At 60.2% G+C, this 20,830-nt stretch carries 16 protein-coding genes; 6 read left to right on the forward strand and 10 right to left on the reverse strand.

What is annotated here, in order from left to right; genetic code table 11:
• The first annotated feature begins 4 nt into the window (after positions 1-4).
• The 5 genes from ACW55A_RS14285 to ACW55A_RS14305 all read left to right on the forward strand — a co-directional run bounded on the left by ACW55A_RS14285 (position 5) and on the right by ACW55A_RS14305 (position 3,876).
• On the forward strand, positions 5-793 hold the full coding sequence (locus tag ACW55A_RS14285) for a MetQ/NlpA family ABC transporter substrate-binding protein (protein ID WP_003432321.1): 789 nt from the start codon (positions 5-7) through the stop codon (positions 791-793).
• Entirely contained in the window at positions 790-1,920 is a 1,131-nt protein-coding gene (locus tag ACW55A_RS14290) for a methionine ABC transporter ATP-binding protein (protein ID WP_498811359.1), read from the forward strand. Before ACW55A_RS14285 ends, ACW55A_RS14290 begins: the two co-directional genes overlap by 4 nt.
• Positions 1,910-2,554, forward strand: coding sequence for a methionine ABC transporter permease (locus ACW55A_RS14295; protein WP_044308745.1), 645 nt, complete (start codon positions 1,910-1,912; stop codon positions 2,552-2,554). Before ACW55A_RS14290 ends, ACW55A_RS14295 begins: the two co-directional genes overlap by 11 nt.
• A 56-nt stretch (positions 2,555-2,610) precedes the next feature.
• Positions 2,611-3,237 carry a class I SAM-dependent methyltransferase gene (locus tag ACW55A_RS14300; protein WP_003365905.1) on the forward strand — a complete coding sequence of 209 codons (627 nt, stop codon included), beginning with the start codon at positions 2,611-2,613 and terminating at the stop codon, positions 3,235-3,237.
• Positions 3,238-3,375: 138 nt separating this feature from the next.
• Positions 3,376-3,876 (forward strand): hypothetical protein, encoded by a 501-nt coding sequence (locus ACW55A_RS14305; protein ID WP_054081244.1) that lies wholly within the window; start codon positions 3,376-3,378, stop codon positions 3,874-3,876.
• Positions 3,877-3,928: 52 nt separating this feature from the next.
• Here ACW55A_RS14305 and ACW55A_RS14310 read toward each other — a convergent pair whose 3' ends face one another.
• The 8 genes from ACW55A_RS14310 to ACW55A_RS14345 all read right to left on the reverse strand — a co-directional run bounded on the left by ACW55A_RS14310 (position 3,929) and on the right by ACW55A_RS14345 (position 14,954).
• A complete protein-coding gene (locus ACW55A_RS14310) occupies positions 3,929-7,030 on the reverse strand; it encodes an efflux RND transporter permease subunit (RefSeq protein ID WP_455808295.1) in 3,102 nt (1,033 codons plus the stop codon).
• Positions 7,027-8,112, reverse strand: a complete 1,086-nt coding sequence (locus ACW55A_RS14315) for an efflux RND transporter periplasmic adaptor subunit (RefSeq protein ID WP_455808296.1) — start codon at positions 8,110-8,112, stop codon at positions 7,027-7,029. Before ACW55A_RS14315 ends, ACW55A_RS14310 begins: the two co-directional genes overlap by 4 nt.
• Positions 8,109-9,227, reverse strand: a complete 1,119-nt coding sequence (locus ACW55A_RS14320) for an efflux RND transporter periplasmic adaptor subunit (protein WP_003432315.1) — start codon at positions 9,225-9,227, stop codon at positions 8,109-8,111. The genes ACW55A_RS14315 and ACW55A_RS14320 overlap by 4 nt, the downstream gene beginning before the upstream one ends.
• A 306-nt stretch (positions 9,228-9,533) precedes the next feature.
• Positions 9,534-10,517: an RHS repeat-associated core domain-containing protein gene (locus ACW55A_RS14325; RefSeq protein WP_498811360.1), complete on the reverse strand. Its 984-nt coding sequence runs from the start codon at positions 10,515-10,517 to the stop codon at positions 9,534-9,536.
• A 626-nt stretch (positions 10,518-11,143) separates the two neighbouring features.
• Positions 11,144-12,163, reverse strand: a complete 1,020-nt coding sequence (locus ACW55A_RS14330) for an ABC transporter substrate-binding protein (RefSeq protein WP_498811361.1) — start codon at positions 12,161-12,163, stop codon at positions 11,144-11,146.
• A 38-nt stretch (positions 12,164-12,201) separates the two neighbouring features.
• Entirely contained in the window at positions 12,202-13,068 is an 867-nt protein-coding gene (locus ACW55A_RS14335) for an ABC transporter permease (protein ID WP_455808303.1), read from the reverse strand.
• A 91-nt stretch (positions 13,069-13,159) separates the two neighbouring features.
• Positions 13,160-14,041, reverse strand: coding sequence for an ABC transporter ATP-binding protein (locus ACW55A_RS14340; protein WP_455808304.1), 882 nt, complete (start codon positions 14,039-14,041; stop codon positions 13,160-13,162).
• A 16-nt stretch (positions 14,042-14,057) separates the two neighbouring features.
• Complete coding sequence (locus tag ACW55A_RS14345; protein ID WP_003432305.1) at positions 14,058-14,954, reverse strand: TauD/TfdA dioxygenase family protein; 897 nt, start codon at positions 14,952-14,954, stop codon at positions 14,058-14,060.
• 217 nt (positions 14,955-15,171) lie between these two features.
• On the opposite strand from ACW55A_RS14345, the gene ACW55A_RS14350 reads away from it, so the two are divergent.
• Entirely contained in the window at positions 15,172-18,270 is a 3,099-nt protein-coding gene (locus tag ACW55A_RS14350; RefSeq protein WP_498811362.1) for an autotransporter domain-containing protein, read from the forward strand.
• A 115-nt stretch (positions 18,271-18,385) separates the two neighbouring features.
• On the opposite strand, the gene ACW55A_RS14355 is transcribed toward ACW55A_RS14350, so the two are convergent.
• Together ACW55A_RS14355 and ACW55A_RS14360 are read right to left on the reverse strand one after the other, a co-directional pair.
• Positions 18,386-19,567 carry an MFS transporter gene (locus ACW55A_RS14355; protein ID WP_498811363.1) on the reverse strand — a complete coding sequence of 394 codons (1,182 nt, stop codon included), beginning with the start codon at positions 19,565-19,567 and terminating at the stop codon, positions 18,386-18,388.
• Positions 19,568-19,883: 316 nt separating this feature from the next.
• The gene (locus ACW55A_RS14360) at positions 19,884-20,666 is read right to left on the reverse strand and encodes a MetQ/NlpA family ABC transporter substrate-binding protein (RefSeq protein ID WP_455808307.1); all 783 of its coding nucleotides are present in this window, start codon (positions 20,664-20,666) and stop codon (positions 19,884-19,886) included.
• Between the last annotated feature and the right edge of the window lie 164 nt (positions 20,667-20,830).

Raw genomic sequence — 20,830 nt, forward strand, 5'->3', positions numbered from 1 at the left:
CATCATGAGCAAAACCCTCGCTGCACTGGCCCTCGGCCTGTTGACCCTGACCGCTTACGCTGACGATAAACCCCTGAAAGTCGGGACCACGGCAGCCTTCGCGATACCGCTGGAAGCCGCTGTCGAAGAGGCTGGCAAGCAGGGCCTGAAGGTCGAGCTGGTCGAGTTCACCGACTGGATCGCGCCCAACGTCAGCCTCGCTGCCGGCGATATCGACGTGAACTACTTTCAGCACATCCCGTTCCTGACCAATGCCAACGAAGCCGCTGGCTTCGGTTTGGTGCCTTACGCACCGGGAATCATCAACAACGTAGGTCTGTACTCGAAAAAGTACAAAAGCTTCGATGAGCTGCCGACCGGCGCCACCGTGGCCATCGCCAATGACCCGATCAACAGCGGACGCGGCCTGCAACTGCTGGCCAAGGCCGGGCTGATCACGCTCAAGGAAGGTGTTGGTTACAAGGCCACCGAAGAAGACATCACGGCCAACCCGAAAAAACTCAAGCTCATACAGGTCGAAGCCGTGCAACTGGTGCGAGCCTACGACGATGCCGATCTGGTGCAGGGCTACCCCGCCTACATCCGTCTGGCCAAGACCTTTCCCGCTGACTCGGCGATCCTGTTCGACGGCCTGGACCACCCGGAATACGTGATTCAGTTCGTGATCAAACCTGATCACAAGGATGACCCGCGGCTGGCGAAATTCGTCGACATTTACCAACACTCGCCGGTCGTCCGCGCGTCGCTGGACAAGGTCAACGGCAAGCTTTATCAGGCCGGGTGGAAAGAATGACTGCGACCGCGCAACGCCAACGGCCACTCGACACTGCGGGCGCAGGTCAACGGGCGCAACAGGCCGAGCTGCACCCGGAGCTGAATCGCGCGCATGTGCGCTTCATCAACCTGGGCAAGACCTATCACGGCAAGCAAGGCACGGTGGAGGCGCTGGGCAATATCGATCTGGCCGTCCAGCGCGGCGAGATCTTCGGCATTATCGGCCGCAGCGGCGCAGGCAAATCCTCATTGATCCGCACCATCAATCGCCTGGAACAACCGAGCAGCGGTCGCGTATTGATCGATCAGGTGGACATCGGCGAGTTCGACGAAGACAAGCTGGTGGAGCTACGCCGACGCATCGGCATGATCTTCCAGCACTTCAACCTGATGTCGGCCAAGACCGTCTGGCAGAACGTCGAACTGCCGCTCAAGGTTGCCGGTGTGCCCAAGGAGCAACGCGCGCGCAAGGTCGCGCAGTTGCTGGAACTGGTGGGTTTACAGGACAAGCACAAGGCGTACCCCGCGCAACTGTCCGGCGGGCAGAAACAGCGTGTCGGCATCGCCCGCGCGCTGGTACACGACCCGGCGATTCTGTTGTGCGACGAAGCCACTTCGGCGCTGGACCCGGAAACCACCCAGTCGATCCTCGGCCTGCTGCGCGAGATCAACCAGCGCCTGGGCCTGACCATCGTGCTGATCACCCATGAAATGGCGGTTATCCGTGATATCTGCCAACGCGTGGTGGTGCTGGAACAGGGGCGAGTCGTCGAGCAGGGGCCGGTATGGCAGGTGTTTGGCGACCCGCAGCACGACGTCAGCAAAACCTTGCTGGCTCCGCTGCAAACCGGGCTGCCGAAAGAGTGGGCAGAGCGCCTGAGCGATCAGCCGCAACGATCCGATGCGGCCCTGCTGCTGGACGTGTATTTCACCGGTGTCAGTGACGAAGGGCCGGATCTGGCCGCGCTGTTTGCCGCGCTGGGCGGCAAGGTGCAATTGCTGCAGGGCGGCGTCGAGCGGATTCAGGAGCGGCCCATCGGGCATCTCATTCTGTCGGTTGCCGGCTCGCCACACAGCCGGGAAGAACTGCTGGCGCGCGCCCGCACACTGGCGCCACGCGCGGAGGTACTGGGTTATGTGGGTTGATCGCTTGCTGCAAGGCACCCTCGACACGTTTCTGATGGTCGGTGTGTCGTCATTGATCGCACTGCTGCTGGGCATTCCGCTGGCAGTGATTCTGGTCACCAGTTCCAAAGGCGGCATCTACGAAGCACCGGGGATCAACCGGGTGCTGGGTGGCTTCGTGAACCTGTTTCGTTCGATTCCGTTTCTGATCCTGATGGTCGCGCTGATTCCGTTCACGCGGATGATCGTCGGCACCACCTATGGCGTATGGGCAGCCGTCGTGCCGCTGACCATTGCCGCCACGCCATTCTTTGCGCGGGTCGCTGAAGTGAGCCTGCGGGAGGTCGATCATGGTCTGGTCGAGGCCGCGCAAGCGATGGGCTGTCGGCGCTGGCATATCATCTGGCATGTGCTGCTGCCGGAGGCGCGTCCCGGTATCGTCGGCGGCTTTACGATCACGCTGGTGACCATGATCAACTCATCGGCCATGGCCGGTGCCATCGGCGCAGGCGGGCTGGGCGATATTGCCTATCGCTATGGCTATCAGCGCTTCGACACGCAGGTGATGTTGACAGTGATTGTCTTGCTGGTAGCGGTCGTCGCGCTGGTGCAGCTGGGCGGGGACCGGCTGGCACGCAGCTTCGACAGGCGCTGAGCAGCCGCAACGCAGCGAGGGTATATTGGCGGTCTTCCTTTACCGGACCGCCCTTGATGAAACTCGATCCACAGACCCTTGCGCAGATCACCTCCGCGACCCTCGACAATTACAACCGCGTGGCCGACGACTTTCGCGAAGGCACCCGCGACCACGACGTCAGCCAGAACATCGACGCCCTGCTGCGGCATATCGAAGGACCGGCACCCTGGCAGATTCTCGATTTCGGCTGCGGGCCGGGCCGCGACCTGAAAACGTTTACCGCGATGGGCCATGTGGCGGTCGGGCTCGACGGGTCCGAACGTTTCGCCGAGATGGCCCGTGCCGAGACCGGATGCGAAGTGCTGCAACAAAACTTCCTCGAACTCGACCTGCCGCACGGCCGCTTCGATGGCGTTTTCGCCAACGCGGTGCTGTTTCACATCCCCAAACAGGAGCTGCCGCGCGTCCTGCGTCAGTTGCATGACGCGCTCAAGCCGGGCGGCGTGCTGTTCAGCTCCAACCCCCGTGGTGAGAATCAGGAAGGCTGGAACGGCGAGCGTTACGGCGCTTATCACGACCTGGAATCATGGCGCACATTGCTGACCGAAGCCGGCTTTATCGAACTGGAGCATTACTACCGCCCCGCCGGATTGCCGAGAGAGCAGCAGCCGTGGCTGGCGAGTGTCTGGCGGCGTCAGTGATGTCCGGCGCTGTGCAGTTCCGCGTGCTGTTACTTCTGACAGTATCGGCAAATACTCACGCGCCTTAGGATGGACTCCCATCCGCCTACGCAGGCGGCTGGCAATGGAATCTATTTGAACCGATCAAAGGAACTGATCATGGCGACCGAATTCGTGAAAAACGGCAACTTCAGCGACGATCTCAAGTACTGGGCAGCACCGGAGGGCTTTGATCCTGACTTCAAGCCTTGGCCCGCAGGGGATGGGCAGAGCATCAAACTGGATGCGACTGGAGTGACCGTAAGCCAATTTATCAATGCGCTGCCTGACTCTACCCTGCATATCGAGTTCGATGTGCATAGCGCAGACCTGAAATTAGACGAGGCGCTCTTTGTTATAGCCGTGGGAGGTTACAACAAAGAGGGCGCGCTGAATCTGACACCGGTCATTGGCCTCGCCACTGAAGAGTGGGAACATTTTTCAGGCGACATTACGTTCGGAGAAGCGCTTGAAAAATGCTTCGTGAATCTGTCGGCGCCTTCGAACACGTTCCGCTTCTCGCTCTCAAACTCAAGGCTGGCTTCACCGTACGGCCCGGTACGGTTCGCCAACCTCAGCCTGTCCACGATCGACGTCAAAGACGCAGACGAGACCGACTGATTGCCGGGTCGGCAGCCCTGCCCCGCGTCACAGGCGGCAGGGCACGCCGACCTCAATGCGCTGGCTGCGCGTGCTCGCCGTCATCCTTGTCAGCCGCTTCGCGACGCTGTTCATCGGTCGGTTCCTTGATGCGATACCAGGCCACGTACAACGCTGGCAGGAACAGCAAGGTCAGCAGCGTGGCGATGATGATGCCGCCGATCATGGCGTAGGCCATCGGCCCCCAGAACACCTCACGGGCGATTGGAATCATGCCCAGGCTGGCCGCTGCCGCCGTCAACAGGATCGGACGACGGCGATGCTCGGTGGCTTCGACCACAGCGTCCCAAGGCAGATACCCACTGCGCTCATAGGCATCGATCTGGGTCACCAGAATCACCGAGTTGCGGATGATGATGCCGATCAGCGCCAGCACCCCGAGAATCGCCACGAACCCCAGTGGCGTCCCCGTCGGGATCAGCGCCAGCACCACACCAATTAGCCCCAGAGGCGCGACACTGGCCACCAGAAACATCTTCTGAATGCTGTGCAGCTGAATCATCAGGAACGTCGCCATGAGGAACAGCATCAGCGGCGCAACGCTGGCAATCGGCCCCTGCGCCTTGCTGCTTTCTTCGACCGTACCGCCGGTTGCAACCTTGTAGCCGACCGGCAGACCTGCGGCAAACTTGTCGATTTCCGGTTGCAGTTGTTTGACCAGATCAGTCGGCTGAATTGCATCGCGGACGGCGCCTTTCACCGTGATGGTCGGCTTGCGATCGCGGCGCCAGACCAATGGCTGCTCCAGCTCGTAACCGACCGTGGCGAACGCCAGCAGCGGGATCGACGTGCCGGTCGGCGTCACGATCTGCAGGTTCTGCAGGGTTTCCGGTGTACCGCGCTCGGCATCTTCAGCACGCCCGATCACGTTGATCAGGTAGATATCATCGCGCACTTGGGTCACGGTAGAACCACTGACCACGCTGTTCATCAGCTTGGCGACGTCTTCCGACGACAGACCCAACTGCCGGGCCTTGTCCTGGTTGATGTCGATGCGCAGGACCTTGCCCGGCTCGTTCCAGTCGTAGATCACTTCGCCCACATGCGGGTTGTGATCGAGCAGCGTAGCCAGTTCGATAGCGTGCTGGCGTACCTTGTCGATGTTCTCGCCGCTGACGCGATACTGCAACGGACGACCCACCGGCGGGCCCATTTCCAGCGCCTGCACATAGGACCCGATGCCGACGAAGTCATCACGCAGGCGTTTTTGCAGACGGGCAGTCAACGCGCCACGCTCCTCCAGGCCTTTACTGACAATCACCAGCTGGGCGTAGAACGGATTTTCCAGCTGCTGATCGAGCGGCAGGTAGAAACGCAACGCGCCCTGGCCGATGTAGGTGCTCCAGCGCTCGATGTCCGGATCGTCCTTGAGGCTCGCTTCAAAACGATCCACCACCTTGCGCGTCTCGTTGATCGAGGCGTTCTGCGGCAGGTTCAGGTCGACCAGTATTTCCGGGCGGTCCGAAGACGGGAAGAACTGGTTCTGCACGAACTGCATGGAGAACAGCGACGCGGCGAACAACCCTATCGTGATAGCAATCGCCAGCCAGCGATGACGCATGGCCCAGAGCATGCTGCCGTTGAATGCCCGGCCTATGCGGCCCGGCTCTTCGGATTTGGGCTTGATGTTGGCGCTCAGAATGTGCACGCCGATCACCGGCGCAAACAGCACGGCAACCACCCACGACACCAGCATCGCTACGGCAATCACGGCAAACAGTGTGAATGTGTATTCCCCCGCCGAGCTGTTGTTCAGTCCGATCGGCACAAAGCCAGCCACAGTCACCAGCGTACCGGTGAGCATCGGGAATGCTGTCGAGGTGTAGGCGTACGTCGCGGCCTGCTCCTTGGATTCGCCCATTTCCAGCCGTGTGACCATCATTTCCACGGTAATCATGGCGTCATCCACCAGCAGGCCGAGGGCGATGATCAGCGCGCCGAGGGAAATCCGTTGCATGGTGATGCCGCTGTATTCCATGAACACGAACACCATCGCCAGTACCAGCGGAATCGAACACGCAACCACCAGGCCTGCGCGAAACCCAAGACTGACGAAGCTGACCAACAGCACGATAATTACCGCCTCGAACAACGCGCTGGTGAAGCCGCCCACAGCCTTGTTCACCACCTCGGCCTGATCCGAGACCTTGTGCACACCAATGCCGACTGGCAGCTCCGCTGTGGTAGCGTCCATACGTTCGTGCAGCGCCTTGCCGAAGGACTGGATGTTGCCGCCTTTCTGCATCGCGATGGCCAGGCCGATCGCCGGTTTGCCATCGAAGCGGAACAGCGGCTTGGGCGGATCGGTGTAGCCGCGGGTGATGTCAGCAATGTCGCTCAGACGGTAAAAACGGTCATTGATGCGCAGATTGACTGCAGCCAGATCCTTCTCGGACGCGAACTGCCCGGAGGTGCGTACCGAGATCCGCTCCGGCCCGGCTTCGATAACACCGGCAGGCGTCACCGCGTTCTGCGATTGCAGGCTTTGCACCACCTGGCTCTGGTCGATGCCCAATGCTGCGAGTTTGCGTGTCGAGAAGTTCAGGTACACCACTTCGTCCTGCTGACCGATCATCTCGACCTTGCCCAGGCCGGGCACGTCGCGGATGTCGGCGCGAACCTTCTCGACGTAGTCCCGCAACTGACGCATCGAGAAACCGTCTGCGGTAAACGCATAGATCGAGCCGTATACATCGCCGAACTCGTCGTTGAACGACGGGCCTTGCAGCCCCTGCGGGAACTGGCCACGGATGTCATCGACCTTCTTGCGCACCTGATACCAGATTTCCGGTATCGCCTTGGCACTGGTGGTGTCACGCAGGTACACGAAGACTGTGGACTCGCCCGGTCGTGTGTAGCTCTTCACGTAGTCCAGCGAGTCCAGTTCTTCGAGCTTCTTCTCGATGCGGTCGGTGACCTGCTCGAGGGTCTCGTCCACCGTCGCGCCCGGCCAGCGGGTCTGGATAATCATGGTCTTGATGGTGAAGGACGGGTCTTCCTCGCGCCCAAGCTTCATGTAGGAAAACACGCCCATCAACAGCGCGACGAACATCAGGTACCAGACGAACGACTGATGCTTGATGGCCCACTCGGATAAATTGAAATTCCCTTTCATCGCGGGCTTTCCTCATCGACTTTGACTTTCTGGCCCGGCTTGAGGCTGTTGACGCCCGCGCTCACCACTTTTTCACCCGCTTTGACGCCATCGGTCAGCACGAAAGAGTCGCTGTCACGGCTGGCAATAGTGACGGCTCTGGGGTTAACCGTCTGGCTCTGCGAATCGACGATCCAGATCTGGCGTTTGCCATCGACTTCCTGCAGGGCATTGATCGGCAGGCGCATGCGCGGTGTGATGGTCGAACTGAGCGTCACGCTGATGGCCGTGCCCAGGCGGAACGCCGCTGGCGTTTGCGCCAGCGACAGACGCGCACGACGAGTACGCGTCGTGCGGTCGGCCTGGGGTTCGATTTCACGAAGGGTGGCGGTGGTGTTCACTTCCGGATTCAGCTGACTGGCGACGGTGAATACCACGTCGGACGGCAATCGGTCAGCCAGCGTATCAGGGAGGTCGATCACCGCTTCCTTGATGTCCGGCCGCGCCAGGGTCACGACCTCCTGACCGGCTGTCACCACCTGCCCGGCTTCGACTTTCCATTCGGTGACCACTGCGTCGTGATCACTGCGCAGCTCGCTGTAACTCAATTGGTCGCGGGCCTGTTGAGCCGCGGCTTTGGCCTGTTCCTGCGACGAGCTGGCGGTCTTCAGATCGGTCAGGGCGATGTCCAGTTGCGCCTGGGCACCGACGCCGCGATCGAACAGTTCCTGCTGGCGGCGAGCATTGGCCTGGGCGTTGATGTACTGCGCCTGAACATTGGCCAGGTCGCCCTGCCGGGCACGCACTGTATTCTGTTGATCGGTCGGATCGAGGGTTGCGAGCAAATCGCCTTTCCTGACTTCAGCGCCTACGTCGACGTCGCGCCGGGCGATGCGCCCCGCGACCCGAAAGCCCAGCACACTCTGATAACGCGCCTGAATATTGCCGGCAAAGCGCCCGAAATCCTGGACGGACTCAGGTCGGGCTTCGACGAAGACGACAGGACGCACCGGTTCAGGAGGTGTTTCATCCTTGCCACAACCGCTCAATAGTAAGCCGCTCAACAAAAGGCTGCCCAGCGTTACGCATGACAGACGCTTCATGGCTGCACCTGTGCGTTCTGCTGCTTGGGCTGTTCGGCAATGTCGACCTGCATGTCCGGGTGTAACAACTGTCCGCCTGCCACCACGACTTTCTCTCCACTCTTGAGCCCGTCGCCGATGATGACTTTGGCGGTCAGGTAACGGGTGACGGTGACCTTGCGCAGATTGACCTTGCCCTGCTCGTCCACCACCCACACGGCAGGCTTGCCCAACTGCTCGCCGAGGTCCTTGGTCAGCGCCGCCCATGGCAACTCGACACTGGCATTGGCCGGTGCGCTCAGTGCCACGCTGACCACCGAGCCGAGGTCCATGCCTTCAGGCAGCGGGTCCAGCGCGATCTTGACCTGCAAGGTGCCGGTTTGCGCCGACACCGCCGGGGTCACTTCACGCACTTTGCCGCTGACCTTGATAGTCGGGTTATCGAGCAACGTGACCTGCACGGCCTGATCGGTGGGCGGCTTGACGAACAGGGACTCGTAGACGTTGAACACCGCATCGCGATCACCGTCGCGCGCCAGATCGAAAATCGGCATGGTGGCCTGCACCACTTGCCCGACTTCAGCCTGACGCGCGGTGATCACACCGGGTGCGTCAGCGACCAGAGCGGTGTAACCCAGTTGTTCACGGGCATTGGCCAATTGCGCCTGCGCCGCCTTCAACGAACTTTCACTGCCGCGCAAGGCGGCCTGTGCAGAGTCATATTCGCTGCGGCTGGTATAGCCCTTGGGCAACAATTTTTGTTGTCGGACGAAAGCAGCGCTGGCCTGATTCACGCGGGCCTGCTCGGCGGCCACAGCAGCAGCGGCCGAGTCGACATTGACCTGCAGATCCTTGGGGTCGAGCCGCGCCAGCACCTGCCGGGCAGTGACCCGGTCGCCCACATCGACATTACGCTGAATGATCTTGCCATTGACCCGGAATGAAAGCCGGGTCTGCACCCGCGCCTGAACATCACCGGTCAGGGCGACACTGGCGGCGAAGTCGGCACTTTTTACCGTCTGCACATAAACCCTGGGCAGTTCGGGCGCCGCCGGTTTTTCCTCGCCACAACCGGCCAGCGCCGCCAATGCAGCAGCCAGACCGAACGTAACCAGTCTTGAAATACGAACGGGCATGCAGACTCCTTGTGCAACTGCCGGATGCGGACGTGATCAGGGCGAGAGAATAGCGTGAGTATGCGACTGTGTGCGAGAGGGAGGGTTCATTGGGGCTTGCGTTGTAGAAGCGCCGGGAGACGGCTTGAGCGAGTGGCGTCAGCGAAGAAACGTGGTCCGGCGGGTCGTAAGTGTATCGGCAGAGGAGAGCCGTGATCGGCCCCTGATGATGGAGTAAAGGCTTCAGCCTGAACCGATTCGGGATGAGGGGCTATTGCCAGAAATGTCAGTATCGGGGGGAAGATGCCTGACAAGTGGTAGCCAATATCACAAGTCCGTTCGGATGACCGAAGCATTACGAATGTTCGACGCATTACTTGAGCCTCTCATGGCAGGGCCATTAAGAAGCACAGGCACTGCTTTCTGGACCCGCTTGTCCATTATGGAACGAGCAATTGACCAGCCACGCAGCCCAGCCGTCGGGTAAGCAATAAGGATAGCGGCAATCCTCAGTGGGCGAATTGCTGGCGATTCAGGGTCAGTTTTTGTCAGAACGAAGGAAGTGGCCCATGCCGAAGTGGCAACCAGTGCAGACACTCCGGTGAATGCCGAGATTTTTTCCGCTGTATTCGCCGGTCTTCTTGTCTCCTGAACGGGAAAAGCCAGGTTATTGCTGGCGACAGCCTGAGGCTTCACTTTGACACCTTTTAGTACAGCTCTTATAGGTGCACGGACCGCCAGCAAACCAATAATGCCGCTCAGAATTGCAGCACCGATGTAGAGGGAAGTTTCCACATCCTCAAGAAAGCCATGCCCCGTCGGATCAGATCGATTGACCGGATCCCCCGCACAATACGCATAGGCATTTATTCCACCCTTGCCAAACGGACTCAGGCTATCGGGACTGTTGAAGCGCATCAGAACAGGGTTATAGGCGCGATAGCCGTTGCCCAGCAGATAATGACCGGTCAATGGGTCGGGGCGCTCACCGTTGAAGCCTGGCAGTTGGTTCAACGCTTGCCCATGCCCATAGGGGGTGTAAGCGATAGGGTCAGACAAGCTGGCCGATACGGTGTGGAGCACGCTGTGCTGTTGGTCCGAGCAGATCAACAGCGTGGCGAGCGCTGACTGCGTGGCCAGCAACTGACGACCGTGATGCAGGAATCGAACGTGTTCTGCACCCTGAATCTCGCTGACCAAGGTGTCGGACTGATAGTACGAGCGGGCAAGGGTCCCTGCCGCAGGCGTGCGAGCCGCGAGCCGGTCAAGCGCGTCGTAGCGGTAACGGCACAGAGTAGTTTGCTGGCGCATGGCGATTAACCGGAGTGGTCTTGATTAGCGAGACAGGCCTCTTCAAGCACACAATGCATTGCAGGGACCGCAGCGGCTACTCGTAGAACTGCTAGGTTGCATCAGGGATGTCAGGGGTTCTGGACGCATTCCAGCGAGCGCTCCAGCTCGGCCTTGGCCATATTGATCAGATGCCTGCTGCTAAACAAACAAGGGTGGCGACTTTGACGCGGGTTAGCAGACCGGTAGAGAACACAGACCCGGCGCACTCGAAAGTGCCCCACGCAAAGCCGCCATAAAACGGTAATTGCGCTGCGTGTCTCTGGACAGGCTGCTAAACCCGATCGCTGAAAAACCAGCGACCGACGCAGCCTAGTGTGCGGATTTGGCAGGCGCAAGGGCCCGGGATTTTCTAGGAAAGGTCATACGCAGGAAAGAGAAAAGACTGAAAGAAAGGTCCTGCAGGACAGGTTTTTCGTGAGCGGAAGTAACCTGATTTGTTCAGAAGATGACGCAGAGCGTCCAGAACGGCATTCCCACGCTGGAGCGTGAGGAACGATAGGCGCCCGGGAGATCTTCTATCGTTCCTCACGCTCCGCGTGGGAATGCCCTTCATGACGCTCCGCGTCATCTTCAAAACGCGTCGATCAACTGCCCTCGGTGCCGTGCGCTTCTTCGAAGAAGTAGTCCTTCCAGCTCGCCGCCTTGTTTTTCAACACGCCCAGCTCATGCAGTTTCTCGGCGTAGATAAAGGTGCGCTGCGGCGTGACGGTGAAGTCGATTTCCGGGTCGGCGACGATTTTCTCTACCAGTGGCAGCGGCAGCTTCGATTGCTCGACGCGGATGTAGGTCTGCGCGGCAGCAGGCTTGTCGGCTTTGATGATCTTCTCGGCTTCGGCCAGCGCGTCGTAGAACGCCTTGTAGGTCTTGGGGTTTTCGTCGTGGAATTTCTCGGTGGTATAGAGCACGTTGAACGTCGCCTGGCCGCCCAGCACGTCATAGGAACTGAGCACCTTATGCACGTTGGGGTTCTCCAGTTCCTGGTACTGGAACGGCGGGCTGGAGAAGTGCGAGTTGATTTCCGAACCACCGGCAATCAGCGCGGAGGTCGCGTCCGGGTGCGCGAGGCTGACCGAGATGTTGTCGAATTTCTTGTAGTTGTCGTTACCGAACAGCTTGGCGGTTTCGATCTGCAATGTGCGCGACTGGAAGCCCACGCCCGCAGCCGGTACGGCAATGCGGTCCTTTTCGGTGAAGTCCTTGAGGGTCTTGACGCTGGGGTTGTTGGTCAGCAGGTAATTGGGCATCGAACCCAGCGAGGCAATCGCCTTGACGTTCTGCTTGCCCTTGGTGCGGTCCCAGACGGTCAGCATCGGCGGCACGCCTGCCGACACCACGTCAAGCGCGCCGGCCAGCAGCGCTTCGTTCATCGCCGTGGCACCGGAGATGCTGTTCCAGTCGACCTTGATGTCCAGACCCTGCTCCTTGCCGTGTTTCTCGATCAGCTTCTGATCGCGCACCACGTCGAGGATCAGGTAGCCGATGCCGAATTGCTGAGCGATGCTGATCTTGCCTTCAGCCTGAGCGCCGCCACTGAGCAGCGCGCCAAACAAGCCAAGCGTCGCCGCCAGCACAGTCCGTGCCGGGCGTTGAAATGCAGTGTTCATGTGGTTCCCACCCTGATTATTCAAAAAAAGACGGCGTTTCAACGCTGCATGCCCCAGCGCTTGACGGTCAGGCGCTCGATGTTGGCGAACAGCAGGTTCTCGACCAGCAGGCCGATGAGGATCACCGCTGCCAGACCGGCAAAGACCTTGTCGGTATACAGCTCGTTACGGTTCTGGAAGATGTACCAGCCCAGACCGCCCTTGCCGGAGGACGCGCCAAACACCAGCTCGGCGGCGATCAGCGTGCGCCAGGCAAAGGCCCAGCCGATTTTCAGACCGGCGAGAATCGATGGCAGCGCAGCAGGAATCAGGATGTGCCAGACAAAGCGCAGGCCTTTGAGACCATAGTTGCGCCCGGCCATGCGCTGGGTTTCCGAGACACCGAGAAAGCCCGCATAAGTATTGAGCGCCAGCGCCCACAGCACCGAATGCACCAGCACGAAGATCAGGCTGTTCTGGCCCAGCCCGAACCACAGCAGCGCCAGCGGCAACAGGGCAATGGCCGGCAGCGGATTGAACATCGCAGTCAGCGTGCCGAGCAGGTCGCGGCCCAGTTGGGTGGACACTGCCAGGGTGGTCAGGGCGAACGCCAGCACGATGCCGATCAGGTAGCCCTGAATCAGTACGGTCAGGGAAATCCACACCTTGCCTGGAAGCTCGCCGGAGATCAGCCCGTCATAAAAGGCGGACGCCGTTTGCAGAAAGCTCGGCAACAGCAGGTCGTTGTTCTGCAGACGTGCAGCCAGTTCCCAGATCACCGCCAGGGCGACCATGATGACGCATTTGCGCACCCAGCCCAGTTGCCAGATGCGCTGTGCCAGGGGCAGGTCGCGGGCCAGGTCTTCCTGAGTGAAAGGCTCCAGCGTGATTTCATATTCTTCGCGAGCGGGAGGTGCGAGGCTCATGATTCGGGTTTCCCGGTAATCGTGTAGATAGGACGCGGAGCGTCCTGAAAGGCATTACCACGCGGAGCGTGGGAACGATCAAGGCAGTCGCCTAGTAAGCAATCCGGATGTCCTGAAAATTCAGATCCTGCTCCACCGGACCGGCCTCGCCCTCATCGAACAACAAACGATGAATACGCTGCGCGGTCTGCTGAAAACCAACGCCGCCCAGGCTTTTCAGGTCGTATTGATGGCTGTTGATTTCCGCCCGTACGCGGCCCGGATGCGGTGACAGCAGCAGGATGCGGTTACCGACCACCAGCGCTTCTTCGATGGAGTGCGTGACGAACAGCAACGTAAAGCGCACCTCTTCCCACAGCTCAAGCAGCTCTTCCTGCATCTTGCGTCGGGTCAGTGCATCGAGCGCGGCAAACGGCTCATCCATCAGCAGGATTTTCGGCTGCATGGCCAAGGCCCGGGCAATCGCCACGCGGGCTTTCATGCCACCGGACAAGGTGTGCGGGTAGGCATCGGCAAACGCACTGAGGCCGACCTTTTCCAGGTAGTAACGTGCACGCTCCAGCGCTTCGGGACGCTTCAGGGTGCGCGATGCCAGCAGCGGAAACATGACGTTCTCGATCACGGTTTTCCACGGCGGCAACTGGTCGAATTCCTGAAACACCACGATGCGGTCCGGGCCAGGTTCGGTGACCTGATGACCCGCCAGACGAATCTCGCCCTCGCTGGGCCGGATGAACCCGGCTACGGCTTTGAGCAATGTGGACTTGCCGCAACCGGATGGGCCGAGCAGCACGAAACGATCGGCCGGATCGACTTCGAAACTGACCTGATGCGTTGCCCGTACCACACGTTCTGGTGTGCGGTATTCGAGGCTGACGCCGCGAACTTGCAACAAGGCTTCAGCAATCGGCTGTTCAGCCGGTTGCGGTTGGGTGCTGGTGCTGGCCGTGTGGCCTTGCGCGACAGCATTCATGAACGGCTCTCCTGGATCAAAATGGCGCGGTGCCTTGAATGGTCGTGCGATGCAGTTTGCGACGCAGGTGCGCCGGGCAGCCGGCAGCCAGATGGATCAGGGAACGGTTGTCCCAGAACACCATGTCGTCGGCCTGCCACTGGTGCCGATAGATGTGCTCGGGCTTCACGCTATGGGCGTAAATCTCGTTGAGAATCTGACGGCTCTCGTCTTCCGGCAGACCGAGGATGCGCGTCGTGAAACCCTCGCTGACGAACAGCGCCTTGCGCCCGTTTTCAGGGTGGGTGCGAACGATCGGGTGGCTGACTTCCACCACCTGAGCCAGTTGCTCGGCGGTCAGGGTCGGACGCCAGTTGGCGGCGTTATGGCCCTCGGCGTAGCGTGCGGTGTAACTGTGCACCGCCGAGCGCCCTGCGACCGCATCGCGCAGGTGTTGCGGCAACGTTTCCCACGCCAGGTGCATGTCTGCAAACAGCGTATCGCCGCCTTCACTTGGCAGCTCCTGGGCGTAAAGCATTGAGCCCAGGCTCGGCAGCTCTTTGTAAGACAGGTCCGAATGCCAGTACTTGCCGGCGTCGCCCAGGCCCACAGGCTTATCGTTCTCGACAATGTTGGAGACGATCAGGATTTCCGGATGGTTGGCCAACAGAAACTGCTTGAGCACATGGATCTGCAGCACCCCAAAACGCCGGCTGAAATCGATCTGCTGTTGCGGCGTGATCTGCTGATCGCGAAACACCACGACATGGTGATCCAAATGTGCCTGATGCACACGAGCGAAGTCGGCATCGTTCAACGGCCTGGACAGATCCAGCCCAACGATTTCAGCGCCCACCTTTTCGGTGAATGGACGCACTTCGAAGGATTGCGAAGCAGGTTGAGCGGACGATGAAGCGAGGGAGGCTGCTGGCATGAGAACTCCGACTCCAAGACTGTGTGACTGAAAGACGAAACTCTATAGGTATAAGAAAGATAATTTAAATACCGTTAAGGAATATCTATAGTGCTGATTTTTTCACTGCCTCGCTGTGTAGTGTCAGCCAGCATAAATGTGTCACGACAGATACATCCAAGTGTAAGACCGCCTTGCTAGGGTCGGCGCCTCATCCGAATCGAGTGAAGCGCCCGCTATGCGATCCAATAAACCGGTTGCCCATGTAATGGTGTCGTCGTTGATACTTTCGCTGCTTGCCGTCTCGGTTCAGGCAGCGAGCCGTGCCAATGACAATCGTATAAACGGTGTCGACCTGCTCTCCGGGTTCAACACCCTGTGGACGACCGGTGCGACCTGGGACACCGGCACGCCGACTGCCCTCGGTCAGAGCCTGCTGCGACGCAACCTGCAGATCGTGGTCGACCGCGCCAACTCGCGCACGCTGGCGCAGGAAACCGCCGCCTACTTCGATGACCGCCGCGACCAGAGCTACAGCGCCATCAGCGGCCTGGGCTCGCTGAGCGATGCTTACAAAGCCGGCGCGGGCGCGTTCACGACGATCACGCAATTCGACGACAGCAATAAAACCGTCAGGTACGACGACAAGGGCAATGGCGCAGGCAGTTCGTCCTCGGCGCTGGGCAAGGTGGTCGATCTGGTCGGTGCCGTGCGTAACGATGCCTCCACGACCCCGGCCAAGTCCCACTATCTGTATCCACGGCCATGGCGGCAGAGCCTCGACGGACAGAGCCTGGCATTCGTCGTCGCGCCGTCCCTGCGCCCGGCCGAAAGCACCACGCCGGCCAGTGACTCGGGCTTCCCCAGCGGGCACACCAACGCTGCCTACCTGTCAGCCTACGCCTTGGCCTACGCGATCCCCGAGCGGTTCAGCGAGTTGATGCTGCGTGCTTCGGAAATCGGCGACAACCGCATCGAAGCGGGCATGCACTCGCCCTTCGACGTGATGGGCGGGCGAATCACCGCGACCTATTTCGCCATCGACAACCTGTCCAATTCCGCCAACACGCAATTGCGCGCCGATGCTCGCGCGCAGGCGCTGGCCTACTTCACCGCTCAGTGCGGCGGCGACATCAACAATTGCATGACGGCCATCGACCCGGCCACCGATCGCACTTCCCAGCATGCGCAGGACAAGGCGCTGTATACCGCGCGCATGACTTACGGCTTCGACCCGGTCGGCCCGACCAATCTCGCGCCGGTCGTGCCGACCAACGCTGAAGTGCTGCTGGAAACACGCTTCCCGTACCTGGACGCCAGCCAGCGCCGCGAGATTCTGGCGACCACTGAGCTGTCGTCGGGCTACGCAGTGATCGATCAGTCAGGTGGCTACGGTCGCTTGAACCTGTATGCCGCAGGCGATGGTTACGGCGCGTTCAATTCCAACGTCACCGTCAACATGAACGCCAGCCTGGGCGGCTATAACGCCATCGACGCCTGGCGCAACGACATCAGCGGCAGCGGTGCGCTGATCAAGAACGGTACGGGCAACCTGATCCTGACCGGCAACAACACCTACTCGGGCGGCACGCTGATCAACGGCGGCACCCTGACCGGTCATGCCCAGGCCTTCGGCAGCGGCACGATCACCGACAACGCAACGCTGGTGGTCGAACAGTCCACCAACGACACCCTCGCCAACACCCTGACCGGCAACGGCGCGTTGATCAAACGCGGCGTGGGTTCACTGAACCTGACCGGCAACAGCAGCCTGTCCGGCGCGACCACCGTGCAGGCCGGTCGCCTGGCAGTGAATGGCAACCTCGGCAACTCCATCGTCAGCGTGCAGCAAGGCGCGACGCTGGGTGGCAACGGCACCGTCGGCGGCATCAACGTCGCTCAGGGTGGCGTAGTCGCACCGGGTAATTCGGTCGGGCAGCTGAACGTCAACGGTGACGTCAACCTGGCTCAGGGTTCGGTTTATCAAGTGGAATCGGACGCCAATGGCAATGCCGACCGCATCGTCGCCAGCGGCCGCGCGACGATCAATAACAGCACGCTGTCGCTGGTCGAAGGCGGTAACTGGCTGGCCGCCAGCCGTTACTCGATCATTTCCGCAGCCGGTGGCGTGAGCGGTGCATTTGCCGCCGTGCAAACCAACTTCGCGTTCCTTACCCCGACGCTGAACTACACCGCGACCGACGTAGGGCTGACGCTGGATCGCAACGCACAATCCTTCGCCAGCCTGGCGACCACGCGCAACGCCAAGGCGGTCGCGCAGGGTCTGGACAGCGCGGGCGCAGGCAACGCGCTGTGGCGTCAGGTGGTGCAGGACGACGCCTCGACGGCGCAGGCCACGTTCAGCGCGCTATCCAACGAGCTGCATGCATCGACCCAATCTGCACTGATCGAAGACAGCCGGCTGGTGCGCAATGCCATGAACGATCGCATGCAACAAGCGCAATCCACACAGGCATTCGGCAGCACCACACAAACCCTCGCCGGTGATGCCTCGCGTGGTGTGGTGTGGACCCAAGCCATCGGCGCGACCGGCCAGACCGACAGCAGCCGCGACGCCTCGGGCCTGGAAACCCGCACCAGCGGCCTGTTGTTCGGCGCCGACGTACCGCTCGACGACACCTGGCGTGTGGGTGCATTGGCAGGCTTCAGCAACAGCAGCTTCGACCTGCGCCACGCGTCTGGCTCGACCGACAGCGACAACTATCATCTGGGTGTCTACGGCGGCGCGAAATGGGGCCAACTGGGCCTGCGCCTCGGCGCGGTACGCACCTGGCATGAGCTGACCGCCAAGCGTACGCTGGACCTGCCGGGCTCGTCCGAGCACTTCAAGGAAGACTACAAGGCAGCGACCAATCAGGTATTCGGCGAGCTGGGCTACTCCATCGAAATGGGCAATGCGCTGCTTGAACCCTTCGCCAACCTCGCCCATGTGCGCCTCGACACCGACGCCTTCGACGAGAACAGCAACGCCATCAGCCTGCAGAACAAATCCCAGGACAACCACATCACCTTCAGTACCCTGGGCCTGCGTGCAGCGACCCGCCTGAACGCTGGCAGCGTCGTGATCAAACCCAACGCCACACTGGGCTGGCGTCGCGCCTACGGTGACGTCACCCCGGAAAGCCGCTCAGCCTTCAGCGGCGGCAGCACCTTCGAACTCTCCGGCGCACCGATCGCCCGCAGCGCCGCCGTGCTCGGCGCAGGCGTCGACCTGGGGTTGAGCGATACGCTGAGCGTGGGCCTGAGTTACGACGGTCAGGTGAGTAACGATGCTTCGGATCAGTCGCTGAATGCTCGGGTGACGTTGGCGTTTTAAGGCTGAAGCGGCGGCTGCTCTCTGTAGGGACGGAGAGCAGCCTGCCAAAGTTATCAGGGGGTCTGAGCGCTCTTGCGTTGACCCTCAATTCCATCCAGCTCTAACCCTCTCGTTTTCATTTCCCGGCCTCCCGATCAGCCTCAACAATCGGGGTCGGGAATGGGCTGCGTGCCTTTGCAAACCACCACAGGGCACCCGCCCCGATAACGCTCGTCAGCATGGCCAAACTCAGGATGACCTGGCGAATGCCCAAAGGCGCTGCGAGCAGGGCCACCAGCAAACCCGCCAGAGGCTGCGACAGGTTGTTGAGCAACGTGATCACGCCCACCGTCTTGCCGAAGTCCTGGGGCGGTATCACCCGCTGCCGGAGGGTGCGCATGTAGACGTTGAACATCTTGTCGAAGCCGACGATCAACAGAAACCCCAGCGCATAGCCAATCAGGTTCGGACTCAGGGCGCTGATAAATGCCCCGATCGCGATCATTGAATACCCGACACCGCCCAGCACCCGCAAAGGCAGCACCACACGGGCCAGGAAGAACAGGATCACGATAGTGGTCACTGCCCCCGCCGCCTGCAGCCCTGCATAGTTATCCTTGCCTGCGCTGTACTCGCCGATGACCATGGCTGCCGAGGTCGCCAGCGTGACGCCGACGATCAGGTTGACCCCTACTGCCAGCGTGATGATCTTTTTCAATTCGGCCAGGCCACGGATATGCCCGAACGCAATCCGCAGTGGCTGCAGCCAGATGTCTTGATGCTGCTCGAACACTTCCAGCTTAAAACAGCCAAGACGTCGCCACGCCAACATGCAGAGGTCTGCCAGCAGGAATAGTCCGGCGATCCAGAGCACTACCCAGTGCCAGGCCCACACCTCCAGCATCAGTGCCGCCACCAGCGGCCCGAGGACCAGTCCTGACTGGTCGGCGATCTGGGAATAGGACACCGTTTTGGTGTAGCTGTAGTGCTGAAAGATATGCGGCATGAGCACTTCGCGCGCCATGATGCCTTGCGTGGTCAGCACCCCGCACAATGCCGAGAGAACCACGAGCCATCCAATGCCACCAAAGAGTGCGTAGAACACCATCGCCAGCACGCAGAGCAATGCCCGGTAGACCTGGCTGATGTGCAGAATTCTGATAGGCGAATACTTGTCGCACAGCGCGCCGCACAACGGAAACGCGAGAAACCTCGGTAACGATTCGACGAAAAACGCCAGCCCCGCACAGGAAAAGCGAGATGAAGAAAGCGAGGTAATCCTTGCGCATGCAAAACTCCTGTGGGCCTGGACGTGCATCGCTATTAACCGAGCCAGGCGTTGGAGCTTATTGGATTTGCGTGCGTAATGCTTAGAAGAGGACGCAGAGCGTCCAGAACGGCATACCCACGCGGAGCATGGGTACGATAGTGTTTGCCCGGACACCTCGCGCGCCACCCGTACAGCGATCTCCCTGACGACTATCGTTCCTCACGCTCCGGCGTGGGAATGCCTTTCGTGACGCTCTGCGTCACAAATCTGTGCCGCGCCGCACATTCAGGATCGGACGCGGAGCGTTCAGAACGGCATGCGACGCGGAGCGTCGCATGCTAGTCGGGGGAACGAGAATCAGTGGTCAGAACGCAGGCAGTACCGCGCCGTCGTACTTCTTGTTGATGAAGTCTTTGACTTCCTGGCTGGTCAACGCTTTCGACAGTTTTTCGATGGCGTCGGTGTGAGCGTTGTCTTCGCGGGTGACGAGGAAGTTCACGTACGGCGAATCGGCACCTTCGATGATCAGCGCGTCTTTCTTCGGATTGAGCTTGGCTTCCAGCGCGTAATTGGTGTTGATCAGGGCAAGGTCAACTTGGCTCAACGCACGTGGCAGTACAGCCGATTCGAGTTCGCGGAATTTGAATTTCTTCGGGTTGCTCGCGATGTCTTTCGGCGTGGACAGGGCGTTGGTCGGATCCTTCAGGGTGATCAGGCCACCTTTTTGCAACAGCAGCAGTGCGCGACCTGCGTTGCTGCCTTCGTTTGGAATGGCGATGGTTGCGCCTTCAGGCAAATCAGCCAGCGTCTTGTACTTGCTGGAGTAGCCGCCGAACGGTTCGACGTGTACGCCCACGCCAGTCACCAGATTGGTGCCTTTGCCCTTATTGAAGCCATCCAGATAAGGCTTGGTTTGAAAATAGTTGGCATCCAGGCGTTTTTCGCTCAATTGAACGTTTGGCTGCACGTAGTCAGTGAAGACCTTGATTTCCAGGTCCACGCCTTCTTTGGCCAGGGTCGGCTTGATCAGCTCAAGGATTTCCGCGTGCGGTACTGGCGTCGCGCCGACGACCAGCTTTTCACCTGCGTGAGCCAGGCCAATGGAGAACACAGCCGCCAGAGCGGTCAGCAAAAACGTCTTTTTCATGCAATGTCCTTAACGAAAATCCGAGAGCGTCATCCAGAAATGACACCTTATTATTCAATGGTTTGTCACAGCTATCCGAACCCTGCGACATCACGCTGACATTACCGGTGTTTTATATTCCGATAAAATACTTTTTAATCGAGTGCTTATGCTTTTTTGCATCA

The sequence above is a fragment of the Plantibacter cousiniae (nom. nud.) genome, from assembly GCF_977070315.1.